Annotated in this window: 16 protein-coding genes, 1 tRNA gene and 1 pseudogene; 6 read left to right on the top strand and 12 right to left on the bottom strand. The window is 62.4% G+C overall.

Annotated features, from left to right (window positions below):
* Positions 1–241: 241 nt before the first annotated feature.
* Together HL657_RS03165 and HL657_RS03160 are read right to left on the bottom strand one after the other, a co-directional pair.
* Positions 242–1,321 carry a hypothetical protein gene (locus HL657_RS03165; protein WP_300182347.1) on the bottom strand — a complete coding sequence of 360 codons (1,080 nt, stop codon included), beginning with the start codon at positions 1,319–1,321 and terminating at the stop codon, positions 242–244.
* A gap of 5 nt (positions 1,322–1,326) precedes the next feature.
* Positions 1,327–3,699, bottom strand: a complete 2,373-nt coding sequence (locus tag HL657_RS03160) for a NosD domain-containing protein (protein WP_317295376.1) — start codon at positions 3,697–3,699, stop codon at positions 1,327–1,329.
* A 715-nt stretch (positions 3,700–4,414) separates the two neighbouring features.
* Here HL657_RS03160 and HL657_RS03155 point away from each other — a divergent pair.
* From HL657_RS03155 to HL657_RS03145, 3 genes and pseudogenes are all read left to right on the top strand, one after another.
* Positions 4,415–5,380 (top strand): sensor histidine kinase, encoded by a 966-nt coding sequence (locus tag HL657_RS03155; protein ID WP_317295375.1) that lies wholly within the window; start codon positions 4,415–4,417, stop codon positions 5,378–5,380.
* Positions 5,381–5,434: 54 nt separating this feature from the next.
* Positions 5,435–5,542, top strand: a pseudogene (locus HL657_RS03150) (HdeD family acid-resistance protein); the annotation flags it as partial.
* Between the two features lie 6 nt (positions 5,543–5,548).
* The gene (locus tag HL657_RS03145) at positions 5,549–5,827 is read left to right on the top strand and encodes a DUF308 domain-containing protein (protein WP_317295614.1); all 279 of its coding nucleotides are present in this window, start codon (positions 5,549–5,551) and stop codon (positions 5,825–5,827) included.
* Positions 5,828–5,888: 61 nt separating this feature from the next.
* Here the strand turns inward: HL657_RS03145 and HL657_RS03140 are convergent, their stop codons facing one another.
* Positions 5,889–6,080: a hypothetical protein gene (locus tag HL657_RS03140; RefSeq protein WP_317295374.1), complete on the bottom strand. Its 192-nt coding sequence runs from the start codon at positions 6,078–6,080 to the stop codon at positions 5,889–5,891.
* 284 nt (positions 6,081–6,364) lie between these two features.
* On the opposite strand from HL657_RS03140, the gene HL657_RS03135 reads away from it, so the two are divergent.
* Positions 6,365–6,565 carry a hypothetical protein gene (locus HL657_RS03135; protein ID WP_317295373.1) on the top strand — a complete coding sequence of 67 codons (201 nt, stop codon included), beginning with the start codon at positions 6,365–6,367 and terminating at the stop codon, positions 6,563–6,565.
* A gap of 177 nt (positions 6,566–6,742) precedes the next feature.
* Here HL657_RS03135 and HL657_RS03130 read toward each other — a convergent pair.
* The 3 genes from HL657_RS03130 to HL657_RS03120 all read right to left on the bottom strand — a co-directional run bounded on the left by HL657_RS03130 (position 6,743) and on the right by HL657_RS03120 (position 7,436).
* Positions 6,743–6,814, bottom strand: a tRNA-Thr gene (locus tag HL657_RS03130).
* A gap of 73 nt (positions 6,815–6,887) precedes the next feature.
* A complete protein-coding gene (locus tag HL657_RS03125) occupies positions 6,888–7,184 on the bottom strand; it encodes a DUF3467 domain-containing protein (RefSeq protein WP_317295372.1) in 297 nt (98 codons plus the stop codon).
* A gap of 45 nt (positions 7,185–7,229) precedes the next feature.
* Positions 7,230–7,436 (bottom strand): hypothetical protein, encoded by a 207-nt coding sequence (locus tag HL657_RS03120; protein WP_317295371.1) that lies wholly within the window; start codon positions 7,434–7,436, stop codon positions 7,230–7,232.
* A gap of 59 nt (positions 7,437–7,495) precedes the next feature.
* Here HL657_RS03120 and HL657_RS03115 point away from each other — a divergent pair, with 59 nt between their 5' ends.
* A complete protein-coding gene (locus HL657_RS03115; protein ID WP_317295370.1) occupies positions 7,496–8,158 on the top strand; it encodes a CRISPR-associated protein Cas4 in 663 nt (220 codons plus the stop codon).
* Here the strand turns inward: HL657_RS03115 and HL657_RS03110 are convergent.
* From HL657_RS03110 to HL657_RS03095, 4 genes are all read right to left on the bottom strand, one after another.
* The gene (locus HL657_RS03110; protein ID WP_317295369.1) at positions 8,155–9,081 is read right to left on the bottom strand and encodes a DNA polymerase subunit beta; all 927 of its coding nucleotides are present in this window, start codon (positions 9,079–9,081) and stop codon (positions 8,155–8,157) included. The genes HL657_RS03115 and HL657_RS03110 overlap by 4 nt on opposite strands.
* Positions 9,078–9,653: an L-threonylcarbamoyladenylate synthase gene (locus tag HL657_RS03105; RefSeq protein ID WP_317295368.1), complete on the bottom strand. Its 576-nt coding sequence runs from the start codon at positions 9,651–9,653 to the stop codon at positions 9,078–9,080. The genes HL657_RS03110 and HL657_RS03105 overlap by 4 nt, the downstream gene beginning before the upstream one ends.
* 1 nt (position 9,654) lies before the next feature.
* Complete coding sequence (locus HL657_RS03100) at positions 9,655–10,332, bottom strand: DUF5612 domain-containing protein (RefSeq protein WP_317295367.1); 678 nt, start codon at positions 10,330–10,332, stop codon at positions 9,655–9,657.
* Positions 10,333–10,433: 101 nt separating this feature from the next.
* Positions 10,434–11,480 (bottom strand): lysylphosphatidylglycerol synthase transmembrane domain-containing protein, encoded by a 1,047-nt coding sequence (locus HL657_RS03095; protein WP_317295366.1) that lies wholly within the window; start codon positions 11,478–11,480, stop codon positions 10,434–10,436.
* 199 nt (positions 11,481–11,679) lie between these two features.
* Between HL657_RS03095 and HL657_RS03090 the strand changes: the two genes are divergently transcribed.
* Complete coding sequence (locus tag HL657_RS03090; protein WP_048114809.1) at positions 11,680–12,849, top strand: MFS transporter; 1,170 nt, start codon at positions 11,680–11,682, stop codon at positions 12,847–12,849.
* Between the two features lie 67 nt (positions 12,850–12,916).
* Here HL657_RS03090 and HL657_RS03085 read toward each other — a convergent pair whose 3' ends face one another.
* Together HL657_RS03085 and HL657_RS03080 are read right to left on the bottom strand one after the other, a co-directional pair.
* Positions 12,917–14,131 (bottom strand): FprA family A-type flavoprotein, encoded by a 1,215-nt coding sequence (locus HL657_RS03085; RefSeq protein ID WP_317295365.1) that lies wholly within the window; start codon positions 14,129–14,131, stop codon positions 12,917–12,919.
* 379 nt (positions 14,132–14,510) lie between these two features.
* Positions 14,511–16,217, bottom strand: coding sequence for a formylmethanofuran dehydrogenase subunit A (locus HL657_RS03080; protein ID WP_317295364.1), 1,707 nt, complete (start codon positions 16,215–16,217; stop codon positions 14,511–14,513).
* Positions 16,218–16,220: the final 3 nt, after the last annotated feature.

The following is a 16,220-nucleotide window of genomic DNA, read 5'->3' as shown; positions in this document are numbered from 1 at the left end:
TATGAGGAGTGCCACGTAAACCGAAGCTAATCGATATCCAGGCGATGTATATGCAATATTGTGGAGCCCGAAAGATCAGCCTTAAATCGAATGAATTTTGGCCTTTCCGGGCCCGGCCATCGGGAGGACGACCCCCTGAACCGGGATATGAAACCGAACGGATGACAAAGGAGCGATAAATGATAAATTGGGGTAGAATATTTACGCAGGTGCCGCGGAGGGCTTACCTGCGCGCCCCGGATCACCGGGATTTCTTGCGTCTCTGCAGGATGTAAATGGCTCCGACAGCGACGATCAGCACCGGGATCCCGGCCAGAGCCGCCCCGGGGATGGTGTCGGACCCTGGTCCACCTGCAGGAGCTCCGGTCTCGCCGGCCGAAGCCTCGGCAAGGGGCGTCTCAACCGCCTGCGAAGACGCTGTCTCCCCGGTAAACAGGGCGAAGACCGAGAAATGCGAGACCTTCGCCGTCACCGTCCTCGTGGCCGCGTCCACCTCGACCGGCAGGCCGACCCATTCGCCCGCCGCTGCGTCGTACCACCTGACAGAGAGGTCGGCGGCCCGGAGGTGCGACCACTCTTCCTCGCTGAGGGTGAAGGTGAGGGGGACGGCAGGACTGAACACCGCCCCCGCTGGCCCGCACTTCACCGCACGGCCGGCAAACGCATAGGTCGCACCGCCGGGGACCGGCGGTACGGCGCCTTCGTTCACCGTTTCAACCATCACTTCCCGGAGCGGCTTCCCGTCGGCACCGGTGGCGACCACGCCCGACGCCACCGCCAGGGTGCAGATGCGGTCCTCCGTCGTCACCGTGACCGACCGGGTCACCGTACCCGTAGAGGTTGTCTGAAGTTCTCCGGCCCCCGGTGTCTGTCCGGTCGTCGGTGTGGTGCTCTGCGCCGTGGTCCCCGAACCGCCGGCAGAAGAACTGCCGCCACCGCCGGAAGACGGGCCGCTGCCACCCGTCGAGACGCTCAGGTCGAAACGACGGCCGTCACCGGCCTTAAATGTCGCCGTTTCCCCGGCATACACTCCGTTCACCGTGAAACGGATCGTCCTCCCGCCATCATCATCGTCCCCCTCGACCACCAGTTTGTCTCCAAGTTCCGCGTAATTACCATACTTTCCGATCTCGGTCGTCGTGATCTCTCCACGTGTCTCGCCGTCGATCAGGGCGGCAACTGTCGTCCCGACCGGGGCCGGGTTCCCGTCGATCGTCACGCTGCCATGGAAGGCGCAGGGGAGGGCGGGAATCGCCCAGGCCCAGGATACCAGGGCAGAGAGAAGAACGAGTGTTATCACCGCCGTTCCGGTTCGTCCCATGCAACTCACCCGCTGATTGCACAGAGGCGTCCTGCAGATCTCATAAAGACCCAGTAGCCCTGCATCGGCTCGAGGTCGCGTCCATCCCCATGGGCCCCTTGTGCTCCATTGATGAACGAAACCTCATAACGCTGCTCCCCGGCGCCAAACCCGATGGCGCAACTCCACTCGTCCACAATCGAAAGGAAGGCATTCCGGGCCGACGTTGGAGAGAAACCGGTGAATCCGACAGCGTTCCACCCTTGAGCGAGAGTCCGCTCCGGGGGAGTGCTGACCGGGTCCGGATCAAAAGTGAGCGGCACAGTGCAGGGTGTCTCGGAGTACACCCAGTACGCCATGAGCGGGCTGAGTGGGTCATCTGCACGGAGCGTCTCCCATCCAGAGACGGCATCGTATGAGTACATCGGGCGGCCGACCATGGAAACACCGGAGAAGACTGCCGCCGTATCCAATCCAGATGCAAGCGTTCGCGGCACCGAGATAAAATTCCAGCCCTGAGAAAGAGGGATCACGTTGCCCTCTCCCACGTAGTTCCCGAACCGCTCCGCCAGCGGATAGCGGTCATACTGGGGGGAGAACTCCGGCGAATGGACTGGCAACGAATATATCGTGTCCCCGATCCCGTCGCCGTCTGCATCCTCCCCGGTATATCCACGACCACCCACGTTCTCCCAGTAGTTCCCGACATACCCCGAATATGTCCGGTTTTCATAGACATAGGAGAACGGTTCAGTCGAGTTCCAGGCGTTCGGCCCGGCATCGACAGTCACGAGGAGCACGCTGCTTAAGAAATCGTTCATATAAACGGTGTTGTTCTCCGAACCCCACTCTACCACAAGACAGTGAGCTCCCTGGGGGTTACAGCAGTCGAGCACGTTATAGGCGATAAGATTGTCGCACGACGCCCTGAGATTGATCGCCCCTCCGCCTTCCGCACCGACGAGGGTGTTCCAGATGAACTGGTTCCTACCAGAAGACTCGGCCCAGATACCGTAATCGGCGTTATAACTCAGGTTGCACCCTGTCACAAGCGTATCGTCCGAACCCTCATAGAGATCGACGCCGCGGTAACAGTTGTTGCAGGAGCAGTTCAGAATCTCGTTACCCGGCGCTGCGTGCAGGGAGATCCCGTGGCTGTTATTCGTGCAGACCAGATCCGCGAAGGTACACCCCGTCGCATCGAATACACCCAGACCGGCGCCGCCGGTTTCAGCATCCCGCAGGGTAAACCCACTGACGACGGCGCCGTCGGCCGTGACGGAGATCACATGATCGTCCTTTGACTCGGTCCTCGCCACGCGGATGATTGTCTTCTCGGGTCCGTTCTCCGACCGGACCACAATGCTCTTCCCGATGACGACGTTATCCTGGTAAGTCCCGTCCCTCACGATGACGCTGTCTCCCGCTCGGGCGGCGTCCACCGCCGCCTGGATGGTGGTAAAGTCTGCACTTCCATCGGCATCGACGACGTACGTCTGCGGTTCATGCGGCCCGGCCACCTCGACGGCGATCAGGTTCTCACGGGTGCAGGTGTCACTCCCCTGGTCGTTGGAGACGGTGAGCATCACCGTATAGACTCCATCGTTCTGGTATGTGTGCTTCGGGTTCTGTTCGGCGGAGGCCATGCCGTCCCCGAAGTCCCAATCCCACTCCGTCGGGACGTTTGCCGAGGTATCGTTGAACTGCACCGTGAGCGGGGCCTCCCCTGCAACCGGTTCAGCCGTAAAATCGGCTATCGGCGCCAGGGGTGTCTCGCTGCTGTAGATAGTAATGGTTTTGACGTTCTGCACCGAGACGCCGCTTGCCGAAGGATAGATCCCGGAATAGTAATACCAGTAATCTTCGGCCCAGGACTCATGCATATCCCAGTTGCCCCAGACATGCATGCCGTCTGCGTTGGTCGTCTCCCCCAGGAAGTACAGACGCATCCCATCGGTGAAACTCTGGTTCACATAACCGGTGTCGCTACCGTGATACCAGGCAAGGCAGAACGGGCCCTGCCTCGCGTTGGGGCTGTAGATGTACTCCGCAGGCCATTCTTTCGGCAACCCGTCCGATGCGACGAACTTCACCCTATCCTGGGGTTCCGCACCGCCGGCAAGGTCGAGCAGATCCGCAACATCGGTGCCCATGAACTCCCCGTGGTCCTTATAGATCAGGTTGACGTCCTCGCTCGGGTTCCACGGGTCGTATGTCTCACCCGGGTGGGCTTCATTCCAGGCATCCTCAAAGATCGGACCCTGCATATAGTAGATCGTCTCTCCGTCGCCGATTACCGGGAGGTTCTCCTTCATCCACTGCCAGTCCACCGTCGTCTGGTTGAGGACCGTCACTCCGTCGGAAGCAAGTTTGGTGACGGTCACCTCCGTCGTGGTCATGCCGGCTGAAACGGGTGCGACAAGAAGGCTGCAGAGGACAAGAAGGCATAATGCCGTGATGCCGGCTTTGCAATTCGTTCCTGCTCCGGCATTCAGTAAATTCTCAAAAGGTGCGGTTCCATACATAGAGATCACTGCTCTCGATGACCGGTCATCCGGATGGGGGTAGGATATGGTCAGGATCGATCTCATCGCCCGGGTATAAATAATGGATCATTATAAATTAAACAAGTTAATTTAAATATATTAATTTATGCGAGTTTCCCGACCGGGACGCCAGTTTCCGGGCCGTGGCTCCGCCCCGCTACTGATGTTTGTGATAAGGATTTTATTTGGAGATTACAGCCCTCCGTATGGGTATAACGGCAAAGATAGAAATGGACGGATCCTTGAGAGCGCCGAAGGACAGTCCCTGCGCCACACGGATCGAACGCCACTCCCGCCAGACGCTTGCAGGATTCTGCGAACGGCAGCACGCTGCAGTCAGAGAGAGGCACACCCGGTTCGATCATCAGGGATTGCTTTATTGCGAAGAAAGTGCTACATTCGGATAACTCGCAGATATCAGGGCCCGCCTGAACGCCTATCTCACCTGCTGAACGGTGATCGGGGTCTCCATCTTCGACAAACCATGTCCACGCACACATCTTCCGACCATATCACGCCACCATCCCACGATACTTGAGAGGATGCAGTTTCCTTGCGGAGGGTAGCCTTGAACGAAGAATTCAAATCGGCCAGCATGCTCCTTGCGCTCGGAAAAGTCGCCGCAATCACGCTCCTGTTGATGAGCGCGTTCCAGCTCGCCAAGACGCTCTTTTACCCGAACATCTCCATCATGGAGACGCACATCACCACCGTCGGGTTCACCACCCTGCTGGCTGTATTCGCCGCGTTCTTCGTTTTTCGCAACCAGCAGAAATTTCTCAGGGCGATGACGGCCGAAGTACATGAACGGAGAAGAGCGGAAGAGGCACTCCGGCACCGCACCGACGAGCTCGCCCGGGTGCACCGCCAGCTGGAGGCTTCGCACCGGGAGGCAAACCTCTACCTGGATATCCTGACCCACGATATCGGGAACACCGAGAACGTCTCGAACCTCTACGCCGAACTGCTCGTCGAGACCCTGGACGGAGAGCCGGCCGGGTACGCAGAGAAGTTGCAGCGGAGCGTCCAGAAGAGCATCGAGATCCTCGGCATCGTCTCGAAGATCCGGCGGATCTACGCAGGACCACCCGATATCCGGCCGACCGACCTCGATGCGGTCATCAAGGCGGAGATAGCCAACTTCCCTGGGGCCTCTATCCGCTACGAGGGGATCCCACGGCAGGTTCTTGCCGACGATCTCCTCTGCGAGATCTTCGGAAACCTCATCGGCAACGCCGTCAAGTACGGCGGGTCCGGGGTCGCCATAACCGTCCGGGTCGAGGAACGGGACGGCGAGGTGCTGGTATCCGTCGAGGACACCGGGCCCGGCATCCCGGATGCGGACAAGCAGGCAGTCTTCCACCGCTACGAGCAGCAAAAACGCGGCGTCGGGGAAGGGCTCGGGCTGTACCTGGTCCGGATCCTGGTGGAGCGCTACGGCGGCAGGATCCGGGTCGAAGACCGGGTGCCGGGCCGTCCGGAAGAAGGAGCGGTGTTTTTGTTCACGCTCCGGGAGGCTGCGGGCGGGGGATAGGCGGGCCGGGACCTCCCGGCATGAACCGTATACGCACTCCCTGTCACCGTCCTCGGCATCTACTGGCTGGCGAATGGTATCGTCGTGCTCCTCAGCCTCTCCCGACATAAAACCGGATGGGGCTGGAAGATGCTGGTTGGCATCCTCGGCATCCTCGCGGGTATCCTCGTGCTCGCCTACCCCCTCTACAGCGCCATCCTCATCCCGACGATCTACGCCGTCATCATCGGGGTGGAGAGTCTCGTCATCGGGGCAATTTACCTGGTGCAGGGGTTCTCCAGTAGCGGATGGGGAACGGGGGTTCTCGGTATCCTGAGCATCATCTTCGGCCTCGTCCTGATCGCGGACCCGCTCATCGGGGCGGTGGCCCTGGTGCTGCTCCTCGCAGGGCTTGCCACCTTCGGGGGAGTCTCGGCCGTCATCCTCGCATACCGGATGCCGGGATAAAAGAGTGAGTGGCTGCCCGGGCTCCGGGCGAGGAGGTGCACTTCTCCCCTTTTTCTCAGTCTCACTCCTTTTTCGCAGCCGCAACGCCGGCGAGGAGCACCCCGAGGATGCAGATGATCAGGCCGAGGGTGCCGGTGCTGAGCCCTGTCGGAGGGGAGCCGATGAAGTAGTAGGGTGCGGCCGAGAAGTGCAGCACGAACGCGATGCCGAGGAGGGAGAGGGTGATTGCCGGGATGCCGGTGTTGGTTGCCATGGGTTTCGGATCAGAGGTGGGAGGGGATGGGTTATCCATCTTCTGGCTCACGGGAAGAGATCTATTGGCGATCCCAGGAAGACGATCCGGGCCTTTCACCGGGGAGGGGTAGAGGTAAGGGAGCCGGCATCCGGCATCATCTTCCTCCAGACGTCCGGAACGGTCCCGACCATCCCCTTCGTCGCGATGGTATTGTTTTGAGCCGCGGCCAGAATACCTCAACATTTATTGTTTTACTCTGCCAAGATACCCGTGCAGGCGAGAGCGGCAGGAGGTGATGAGCGGTGATCAATATCAAACGGCAGTACATCGTAACCGACAACGACAGGAAGGTCGGGGTCGTTCTCGACATCGAGACGTTCGAGAAGATCGAGGAGCTCCTCGAAGACTGCGGGCTTGCGCTCTCGATGGAAGAGGTCGAGAAGGAAGAATCCCTCTTGCTCAACGAGGCGCAGCAGTGCTATGCACGTATGAAGAAACGGTAGCATGGTCCTTTGCCGCTATAAAAAGACGTTTTTGAAGGATCTGGCAAGGGTCCACCCGGACTACCGGGAAGAGATCTATGGTGTCTTTCCCTGAGGGGTTCTGAACCCACGGCCTACTATCGAACCCACGAATCGGCAAAAAGTGCATATATACAGATTTGAATCTTCAACGAAAAGAGCCGCTGGGGGGACTTGAACCCCCGACCTGCTGATTACGAATCAGCCGCTATACCGCTAAGCCACAGCGGCAACTGCCTTACAATGTTGCACCTTCGGAATTAAAAAGGTATCACCTGCCGGGAGCCCGTCGGTCCGGCCCCGTTCAGGAGTACCCCCGGATGGTGACGTTGCTCTCCTGCTGCGCTGTGGCCTCCGGGGCGGTTATCTTGCCGAACTTCTGCTCGTAGTCGGCGACGCTCTTCGCGAGCACCTCGACAAGGTTCTTCGCGTGCCGGGGGCTGATCGAGACGATTGCCTTCCCCCGCGCCTGGTTCATGCCGGGGATCTCGTGCAGAAAGAGGAACGTGAACTCGTCTTCCTTATAAGCGATCTGGATGCGGTTGGAGTAGACCGGATCGAGGTTGCCGGGGATGTTGACCGATATCTCGCGGTTTGCCATACCCTTCTTCTGTGACCCGCTCCGGCATAAGGGTTGGTCTTGCCGTCACATCGACGAAAACGGGATCTCATCCCCGGGCGGAAGCGCACCGCCTCCGGCCTCCCCGTCCGCCACCGGCAGCCAGTCCGCCGGCAGGGAGGGAACGACGGCGGTCGCCGGTCCGGGTGCCGTCGTCCCCGAGAGGCATCCCCCGGAGAAGGCCGCACAGCCAAGCACGATCAGCGTGGCGATAAGAATCAGGTTCCGGTTCATGGATGTCCCTTATTTTATAGAGGGAGGGTGTAAACCTTTCTATACGTGATTGGCTGAACATGAGCGAATACATCCCGGTATCCGGCGTCGTCGCGTGCCACATCTGTCCCCGCCGCTACTACTTCGAGCGGTCGGAGGAGCACCCGGAGTCGCCCCGCTACACTGTCTGTAAACAGGTCTCCACGCACCTCGGCGAACTCCTCGAGGCAGAGGAGATCTGGCGGGAGGTCCTCTGCGTCCTCCCCGACGCCTCCGAAGAGACCCGGGAACTCCTCGATGAGTGCGTCGGCGCCTGCCGGGAGACCGCCTGGCAGCGGCCCGTCCAGGCCGACCTCGCCGTCGAGTCCGACACCCTCGGCATCCGGGGAAGAGTCGATAAAATCTTCGAGGACGGAACGTTCGCCGTCGCCCGGTCGAGCACCGCCCCGAAAGCGGGGATCTATGGCACCGACCGGCTCCGGGTCGCCTGTTACGTCGCCTGCCTCAAAGAAACCCTCGGCCGCCCCATCGCCGGCGGCTACGTCGAGTACGTCGCAAGCGGTGTCTGCCGCTACGTCGAGCCCCAGCCCCGGGACCGGCGGGAGATGATCAAGGCGATCCGGGCGGCAAAAAGGGTGGTCGCGGGCGAACTCCCGCCCCGGCCCCTCCGGGCGCCCTGCGAGGGGTGCCCGCACCTCGAACGGTGCACCGCCGGGCCGCGGCGGCTCTCCGACCTCTTCTAAACGCTCTCAAGCAGCGTCTTCGAGACGATGTACTCACCCTTCGCCTCGCGGGTCGTCCCGACGATCAGCCACCGCTCGTCGCCGTGTTCCTCCACGACGCCCTTCGCCTCGATGACCTCCCCCGCGAGCGCCTGGCCCGAGTAGGTGTGGGTGAAGGAGAGCACCCGGCTGATCTCATCGTGATCCACCGCGTAGATCGCCGGGCTGTCGAAGGAGAGGGAGGCGTCGGTGACCGTCGCCTCGATCGTCGCCCGGCCGACCACCTTCCCCGCGCCGGAGGGGACCGCATCCAGGTTTTTGTAGGCGCGGGTATAGAGGAGGTCAAAATAGGTCCCCTCGAACTCCCCCCGGTTCCACTTCCGCTGCTCGTGCAGAACAAAAGTTTCAAAGGAGATCTCCGGCACCCTCTTGTCGTAGACCTTCCGCCACATCGCGGTACTCATCCCGGGGATCACTCCCGTCTCCACCAGGCGGCGGAGCTGGTGCTGCGCGACGAACCAGGCGTCGCCGTAGACCACCAGGTCGATGTCGGAAGCGTCGTTCTCCAGGCCGCAGAGCAGCGAACCCGTGCACCCGAACGAGCCCGGCGAGAGATCGAAGTGGGAGAGGAGCCTTGCCACCCGGACGTTGCGGGCCGCCACCCTCCCGATCTCCTCCTCCGGCTTATAGATCCGGACCACGTCGCAGTAGGGCACCCGGTGGACACTATCCAGGTACTCCGGCTTGTGCTCCCGGACCCAGTCGAAAGACTCGGCAAAATCGTATTTATGATACCGCCGGCCGGCGCGGTTCGTTCGCTCCCCGTCCGCGTCGGGAACGTAGCGGAGGATGCACCCGATCCGGTCGGCGTTGTCGTAGTTCGAGACCGCATAGAGGCAGCCGTCGCGATCCTCGATGAAGTCGCGAAGCCGTATCGCATTCATTTCAGGCTCTCCAGGAACGCCTCCACCGCTTCCCATTTCGCACCCTTCCGGAGGATACGCCGGACGGTCAGGTCCACCACCGTGCTCGGGGTCCCGGGGAGTTCCCCCCCATCAACCAGGTAGTCGTGGGGGACCGAGACCTCATCGGGCCGGGTCGGCGGAATATCGTCCGACATATTCGCGCTGGTGGACGTGATCGGCGCATCAAGCCGGGCGATGATAGCGATAGCGACCGGATGATCGGGCCACCGGATACCGATGAGACCCGTCCCGCCCGTCAGCACCGCCGGCAGGCAGGACTTCGCCGGGAGGAGCACCGTCACCGGGCCGGGCAGGAACCGCTCGATGAAGGCCCTCGCCGCGTCGTCCACCACCGCGACGGCGGCAAGCATCTCCGTATCCGAGACCGCGATCGATATTGGTTTGCCGACCGGCCGGTTCTTGGCTTCATACACACGCATCACGGCATCCTCGGAGAGTGCGTCCGCCCCGAGGCCGTAAACCGTCTCGGTAGGATAGACGACGAGCCCGTCCCGCGAGAGCACCCGAACAGCCATATCGATGGGATCCATATCAGAATTCACGCCCACGCACGCGGTTGATATCAAAGACGGCCTTGCCGCTGACGTGCATCACGGCAAAGACCCCGGCCTGGATGGGGTCGGTCACGACCAGATCGGCGTGCGAAGGAACGCTGCCGGCCATCTTGAGGGCGATCACCGGGATGCCCGCCGCCCGGACACGTTCCACCGCCCGCGAGACCTCGCCGCCCATCAGCGACCCGGCGAGCACCAGGATGGTCGCCCGGGGCAGCCGGGCCACCGCATCCACGGCGAGCGCCAGATCCTGCTCGCCGACGAGAGGAATCGTGTCCACCGATATCCGCTCGCCGCGGATGTTGTGGCGGTCCGCCTCGTTCACGGCGCCGAGCGCCACCTGCGCCACCTGTGCACCGCCGCCGATGATGATCACCCTCGACCCGAATATCCGGGAGAACGGCGGGTAGATGGTGACGTCGACGACAGACGGCACCCGTGCCAGATCGGCGATGAGTTCGCCATGATTTCCGCACTCCTCGAACTCGAAGTAGAGGTAGGCATTCCCGGTGTTCGGGCCGTCGGTGATGATCGACTGCTGGATCATCTGGATGTTTGCCCGGTAATCTGCCATCACCGTGGCCACATCGCGCAGCACGCCGGCCCTATTCTCGGTGATGATCGAGAGAGCATACATATCGGTATCGGTGGTCATGACCCTCCCCGGTCGGAGATCAAAAGGTCCTCCGATCGCTTCACGAACAGGGCATTTTTCGTCATATCCTCGTTAATTGATAGATTTTGGTCTCATAAGAGTTATAGGTTTTCAGTAGGGGTCTCCCGCGCGGCAAGAGCGGCCGCGAGGAGACCGAGGGGAATGTTAAGGAAGTAGAGGATCAGCCGCCAGAGAACGACGAAGAGGCCGAGGAGGTAGGTGGGCACGATCCGACTGTACAGCGTGGCAGCGCCAAGCTCCGCGATCCCTGCCGCGCCGGGGACGAGCGGGACGGTTGCGATCATCTGGAGGACACCCTGGAAGAGGAACGACTCCGGGAGGGACGGCGGCAGCCCGAGTGCGATGAGCAGTGCCGATGCCGTGGAGAAGAGGAAGACCCAGTCGATGATGCTGATCAGGATCGCGCCGCCGACGGCCCGGCGGCCGGCCCTCGCAAACCGGGAAGAACTCGCGGCAAAGGTCTCGGTTTCGCGCTCGATCCGCCGGGTGAGGTGCTCCGCACCCTCCGCGCCTGGACAGAACCGGAGCCAGCGCCGGCTCCGGCCGCACCGATCGAGCACCCGGATGGCAGCGCCGCCGATAACCCGGTTCGCGAGGGACGGGCGGCGAATCAGAACGGTGAGTGCAGCGAGAAGGACAAGGACGAGGAGGAGGAAGGCCGCCACCGGATAGAGGATGGTGGCGGCAAGGTAACTCCAGAGGTGTCGGACGGCGAAAAGGGCTGCAAGAGTGATGGAGACGAAGACGGCGAGGTCGAGGACCCGCTCCGTGACGACAACGGCAACGGCGTCCCCGACGGCGAGCCCGGCTCGCGAGAGCCGGTGAATCCGGACGGGTTCGCCGCCCACCTGGCCGGGGGTGAGCGAGCCGGCGAAGAGCGAGAGGCTCTGGGTGATCGCGAGGCTCGATAACGGCACGGTGTAGCCGAGGCCGCGGCAGATGACCCCGATCCGGACCATGCGGCAGAGGATCGACGCGGCCCGGAGCCCCAGGGCAAGAAGGAGGGCGGCGACGCCGACCTCCCCGAGGTAGGCCCGGGTTGCTGGGGTGAAGGTCGCCGCGAGCAGCCCCGCGAGGGCCGCGCCGCTGAGGAGGAGCGAGAGCGCGATCCAGCGCAAGTTCTTCATGCCGGTCCCCCTCCCCGGCGGCTCCTTATCCAGTGGTGCACCACAAGAGAGGGTAGGTGGCGGGAGGCCGTGATTATGGTTCCCCCGGGGTTTTGGATCCGGCAGCTCCTCCTCCGGGCCGGTAACAGTCGGGGGCGAGAGGAGGACACCTCAGGCCGTCAGAGAGGGTTTATGGGCGATAAACGACAGATTACCATCAATGGACGGCAAACACCGTGCAGCCTACACCGTGATCGTCCTCTTCGGCATCGTAAGCCTCTTTGGGGATGTCATCTACGAAGGGGCACGGAGCGTCTCCGGCCCCTACCTCTACATCCTCGGTGCCGGCGCTCTCGCCGTCGGGGTGGTCGCGGGGCTCGGTGAGTTCCTTGGCTACGCCCTGCGCCTGGCCTCCGGGTACCTGGCCGATACCACGCGGCACTACTGGGCGATCACGTTCATTGGCTACGGGATGCTCGCCGCAGTCCCGCTCCTCGCGCTCGCCGGGTCCTGGGAGGCCGCCGCGCTTCTCCTCATCCTCGAACGGGCGGGGAAGGGCATCCGGGTGCCGGCACGGGACGCCATCCTGGCGAATGCCACGGCGACGGTCGGCCGGGGTTGGGGATTTGCCGTGCACGAGGCCCTCGACCAGATCGGGGCGGTCATTGGGCCCCTGATCTTTACCGCCATCTTCCTTGCGCAGGGAGACTACCGGAGCGGGTTTGCCCTCCTCGCCGTCCCGTTTGTGCTGATGATCCTCGCCCTCCTCTTCGCCCGGCGTCGGGCGCCTGAACCGGTTTCACTTGAGGATAGCGGCTCCGATTCCCGGGGAACCACCCTCCCGGGGTCCCTGCTCCCGTACGCCGTCTTCACCGCGCTCACCATGGCCGGGTTTGCGGCGTTCCCGGTCATCGCCTACCACTTCGCCGTCACCGGCACGGTCTCAGAAGCAGAGATCCCGCTCTTCTACGCCGTCGCCATGGGCGTCGATGCCATAGCGGCTCTCGCGATCGGGCGGGCATACGACCGGTTCGGGCTTGTCACCCTCCTCTCCGTGCCGCTCCTTGCCATCGGCATCCCCTTCCTCGCCTTCGGGACGAGTTACGCCCTCGCGCTTGCCGCTGTTCTGCTCTGGGGCGCGGCGATGGGCGCACAGGAGACGATCCTCCGTGCTGCCGTCGCGGATTATACCCATATCAGCAAGCGCGGGACGGCATACGGGATATTCAACACCATCTATGGGGCGGCCTGGTTTGCCGGGAGCGTCGTCATCGGCTGGGCCTACACGGTCGCCGTGCCGCTCGTCGTCGGGTTCCTGGTGGCGATGCAGGTCGGGGCGCTCGCGGCGTTCGCCTGGATGAGACGCGGGTTTGCCGCACCGGCGGGCTGAAAAAAGGAGGTATCGGGACGATCTGTCCGGCATAATGTTGCTGGGGGATGGCACGCGAACCCTGGCACTACCGGGCGCGGATCTCCCGCGCCACCTTTCGCCCGAGTTCATACGCCCGGGCAAGCTCGTCGCCGTCCGGGCGGTAGTTCACCTGGAACCCACCGTCGATCACCTCAATCCCGGCCGCCTTCAGGGCATCCTCTGCCTGGGCGACCGCACCCCCCATACCGCCGTGCGATCCGAACGCGCACCCGATCTTCTTTGCTCCAAGGCGGCCCGGCCGAAGCCCGCGGAGGTAACTGAGGAATCCGGCCACCGTGGGGAGGACCTCGTCCTGGAGCGTCGGCGACCCGACGAGGACCGCCTTCGAGTCGAGCACCTCCGTGACGATGTCGCTCCTGTGCGTTCCTTCGTAGCGGCCGTCGGCGAGGAGGCAGACCCGGACGTCGGCGCCTTCGGCCATGACACCTTCGGCAACCGCCTTTGCCAGCATCGTGGTCGAGCCGTGCATGGTGTCGTAGACGATCGTGACCTTGTCTTTTGCAACGCCCCGGCTCCAGTCGGTATAGGCCTTGAGGATATCGCCGGCATGCGACCGCCAGATGATGCCGTGGCTTGGCGCGATCATCCTGATCTCGATGCCGAGGCTCCCGACCTCGTCGAGTTTCTTTAAGACCTTCGGCGCAAGTGGCACGATCAGGTTTGCGTAGAACTTCTGCGCATGGGCCATCGCCGCGTCGTGCCCGATCTCGTCGTCGAACCGGGCGGCGCTCGCGACGTGCTGCCCGAAGGCGTCGTTCGGGAAGAGGATGGCGTCTTCGGCGAGGTAGGTGAACATCGAGTCGGGCCAGTGGAGCATCGGCGCCTCGAGGAAGACGAGGGTCTTTCCGCCGAGGTCGAGGGTGTCGCCGGACCTGACAACCCGAATGTTCCATCCATCTGTGTCGTAATGGCGGGCAAGACCGGTGCGGGCCCGCTCCGTGCAGTAGATCGGGACGCCGGGCATCCGCCGCACGAATGCCGGCAGGGTGCCGGAGTGATCCATCTCAATGTGGTTCACGACGATGTAATCGATCGCGCCCGGGTCGCAGACGGATCCGATACGGCCGAGGACTTCACCCTCGAATCCAGCGTAAGCGCCGTCGATCAGCGCCGTCTTCTCGCCCCGCACGAGATAGGCGTTGTATGTCGTTCCCGGGAGGGTGTAGCCGTGATACTCCCGGAGATTCCAGTCGATCGCCCCGACCCAGTGGACGCCGGGGGCAAGTTCTGTAGCCATCATGGTTGTTCCTCAAACCGTTCGTGACAATACGAACATACCTATATCAGAACATTCCCTATATCCCTTTTTCGATCTTGATCTGAGGAGCGCCAGATGGGCGCCGGGTGGAGAGCAGACCGGAGCCGCGAGATCGACCACTGCTGCCCCGACCAGGCATACGGGTGCATCATGACCCGGCCGGCCGGGCCCGGAAAAGAGAGGTATTTTGAGTGACAGTGAGAGGCGCCACCGATAACCGACACCCTAAGTCTCCGAACGCTCCGGGGACTCGGGTTTTACTATAAGATCATCCGGTCCGTTCTTGCGAATGCAATGGAGGCAGTGTAGCGGGCCCCGGAGAATAGCCCGGACCGGCTCACCATGGTAGTTGCAACGCGCCTCACTGTGTGGCATCGACCTCGATCACGTACGGGTTCGGGAGGTAGTGCCCGCTGACCTCGTAGTTGTTTAAGGTGACGGTGTAGTAGCGGAGGAACTTCTCCTTGACGTCACGCATCACCTGCGGGTTCTCGTTGACCTTCGCGTTCACCCAGAGGGTCCGCTTGTTGCCGTTGCTCGCGATCTCGCGGTCCCTGACGACCTGAACACCGGTCTTGAAGAGGTGCTCCGCGTTCGAGAACGCCGTCTCGATGTCGTCGGGTGCGTAGGGCTCGTTCGGGTTGAAGTCGTAGACGGCAACATCCGCTTCGAGGCCGGGCGCAAGGCTGCCGTACATGTGCGCAAGACCGAGCGACTTTGCCGGCCCTGCCCGGGTCATCTGCGCGATCTCGTAGAGGTCGAGTTCGCGGTCGATGCCGGCGATGTTGGTCGCGTCGATGACCTTGTCCTTGTGCTTGAAGGCGTCGATCTGCTGCTCACGAGCCTCCTGGCTCATGAGCCACTTCATGATCCGCGGGTAGCGGATGAACGGCCCGGCGTTCGGGTGGTCGGTAGTGATGAAGATGCGCATCGGGTCTTTTGCGAGCAGCGCAAGTTCGAGGCCGATAGCCCACTGGATAGCGCAGACCTTGATATCGGGGCTGTAGACGTAGGGCACGACGCCCGAGCCGGTCTCGAGTTCCACATCGGTGTTCGCCCACTTCAGATGGTTCAGCTCGGTGAGGTGGTGCTCGAACGGTCCGTCGGCGGTCATGGTCGTGGTCTCGTCGAGCGTCACCTGGCCCATGTCGATGGTGATGTTGTCGTGCGAGTTCACGTAGTCCATGATCTCTTTTGTGCGGGAGTCGACGTTCGCCCAGGAGTCACCGCCGTAGGAGTGGAACTGGACGTGGGTGTGGTGCATCACCTGGTCGCGGCCGAACTTGCTGTTCGGCTTGATGCCCTCCGAGAGTTTGAACGTATCGAGCGTCGTCGTGTAGTTGCCGGGGTTCCCGAGGTTGTTCGCGTGCATGTGCATCGAGTGCGGGAGACCGAGGTATTCGTTCGCCTCGATGAGGCCCTTGATGATCTGCGCCGGGGTGATGTCGAAGTAGGGGACCGGGTCGTGCACGTTCTCGCAGTTCAGGCCCCATCCCCAGGCTTCCGTGCCGCCGGGGTTGACGACCTTGACCGCGTAGCCCTTCGTCGCCTTGAGGAGCCAGGCGATGTAGGCAGCGGTGTTCTCGATCTCGTGGTTCTTGAGGTACTCAAGCACGAACCAGTTGTTCCCGAAGACCGGGTAGGCGCCCTGGTCGAGGATTGGGGTGTCTCGTATCTCTTCGTGCACGTGCCGGGCGTAGAGCGGCGGCATGGCCGCTTCCATCACCGTGGTGTAACCCATCCGAGCGTAGTTGTAGCCGGTCCGGATCGTCGTCGGGACCGAGAACCCGCCCTGCATCCGCTCGATACCGTTTTTGGGCTTGTAGGTGAAGAGTTTGTCTTCCGGGCGGAAGTTGCGGCCGATGTTCACCTTCGGGCCGGCGACATGGGCGTGGATATCGACACCACCGGCCATGACGGTCTTGCCTGCGGCATCGATGACCTTCGGGCTGCTGAGAGCCGTCGTCTCGACGATCTTGCCGTCCTTGATGGCGACGTCGGCTTTGTCGCCCTTGATCCCGAGAACCGGGTCGAAGACGAATCCGTTCTTGATGAGATACTCTGCCATCGC

Origin of the sequence: Methanoculleus nereidis (assembly GCF_032944295.1) — an archaeon.
Lineage (GTDB): Archaea > Halobacteriota > Methanomicrobia > Methanomicrobiales > Methanoculleaceae > Methanoculleus > Methanoculleus nereidis.
This window is presented reverse-complemented; position numbering and strand designations above follow the sequence as displayed.

Excerpts from the sequence above, each read along its gene's own strand:
- HL657_RS03165 (WP_300182347.1), bottom strand. The coding sequence starts at position 1,321 with ATGGGACGAACCGGAACGGCGGTGATAACACTCGTTCTTCTCTCTGCC.
- HL657_RS03160 (WP_317295376.1), bottom strand. The coding sequence starts at position 3,699 with ATGACCACGACGGAGGTGACCGTCACCAAACTTGCTTCCGACGGAGTG.
- HL657_RS03140 (WP_317295374.1), bottom strand. The coding sequence starts at position 6,080 with ATGGCAACCAACACCGGCATCCCGGCAATCACCCTCTCCCTCCTCGGC.
- HL657_RS03125 (WP_317295372.1), bottom strand. The coding sequence starts at position 7,184 with ATGGCAAACCGCGAGATATCGGTCAACATCCCCGGCAACCTCGATCCG.
- HL657_RS03120 (WP_317295371.1), bottom strand. The coding sequence starts at position 7,436 with ATGAACCGGAACCTGATTCTTATCGCCACGCTGATCGTGCTTGGCTGT.
- HL657_RS03115 (WP_317295370.1), top strand. The coding sequence starts at position 7,496 with ATGAGCGAATACATCCCGGTATCCGGCGTCGTCGCGTGCCACATCTGT.
- HL657_RS03110 (WP_317295369.1), bottom strand. The coding sequence starts at position 9,081 with ATGAATGCGATACGGCTTCGCGACTTCATCGAGGATCGCGACGGCTGC.
- HL657_RS03105 (WP_317295368.1), bottom strand. The coding sequence starts at position 9,653 with ATGGATCCCATCGATATGGCTGTTCGGGTGCTCTCGCGGGACGGGCTC.
- HL657_RS03100 (WP_317295367.1), bottom strand. The coding sequence starts at position 10,332 with ATGACCACCGATACCGATATGTATGCTCTCTCGATCATCACCGAGAAT.
- HL657_RS03095 (WP_317295366.1), bottom strand. The coding sequence starts at position 11,480 with ATGAAGAACTTGCGCTGGATCGCGCTCTCGCTCCTCCTCAGCGGCGCG.
- HL657_RS03090 (WP_048114809.1), top strand. The coding sequence starts at position 11,680 with ATGGACGGCAAACACCGTGCAGCCTACACCGTGATCGTCCTCTTCGGC.
- HL657_RS03085 (WP_317295365.1), bottom strand. The coding sequence starts at position 14,131 with ATGATGGCTACAGAACTTGCCCCCGGCGTCCACTGGGTCGGGGCGATC.
- HL657_RS03080 (WP_317295364.1), bottom strand. The coding sequence starts at position 16,217 with ATGGCAGAGTATCTCATCAAGAACGGATTCGTCTTCGACCCGGTTCTC.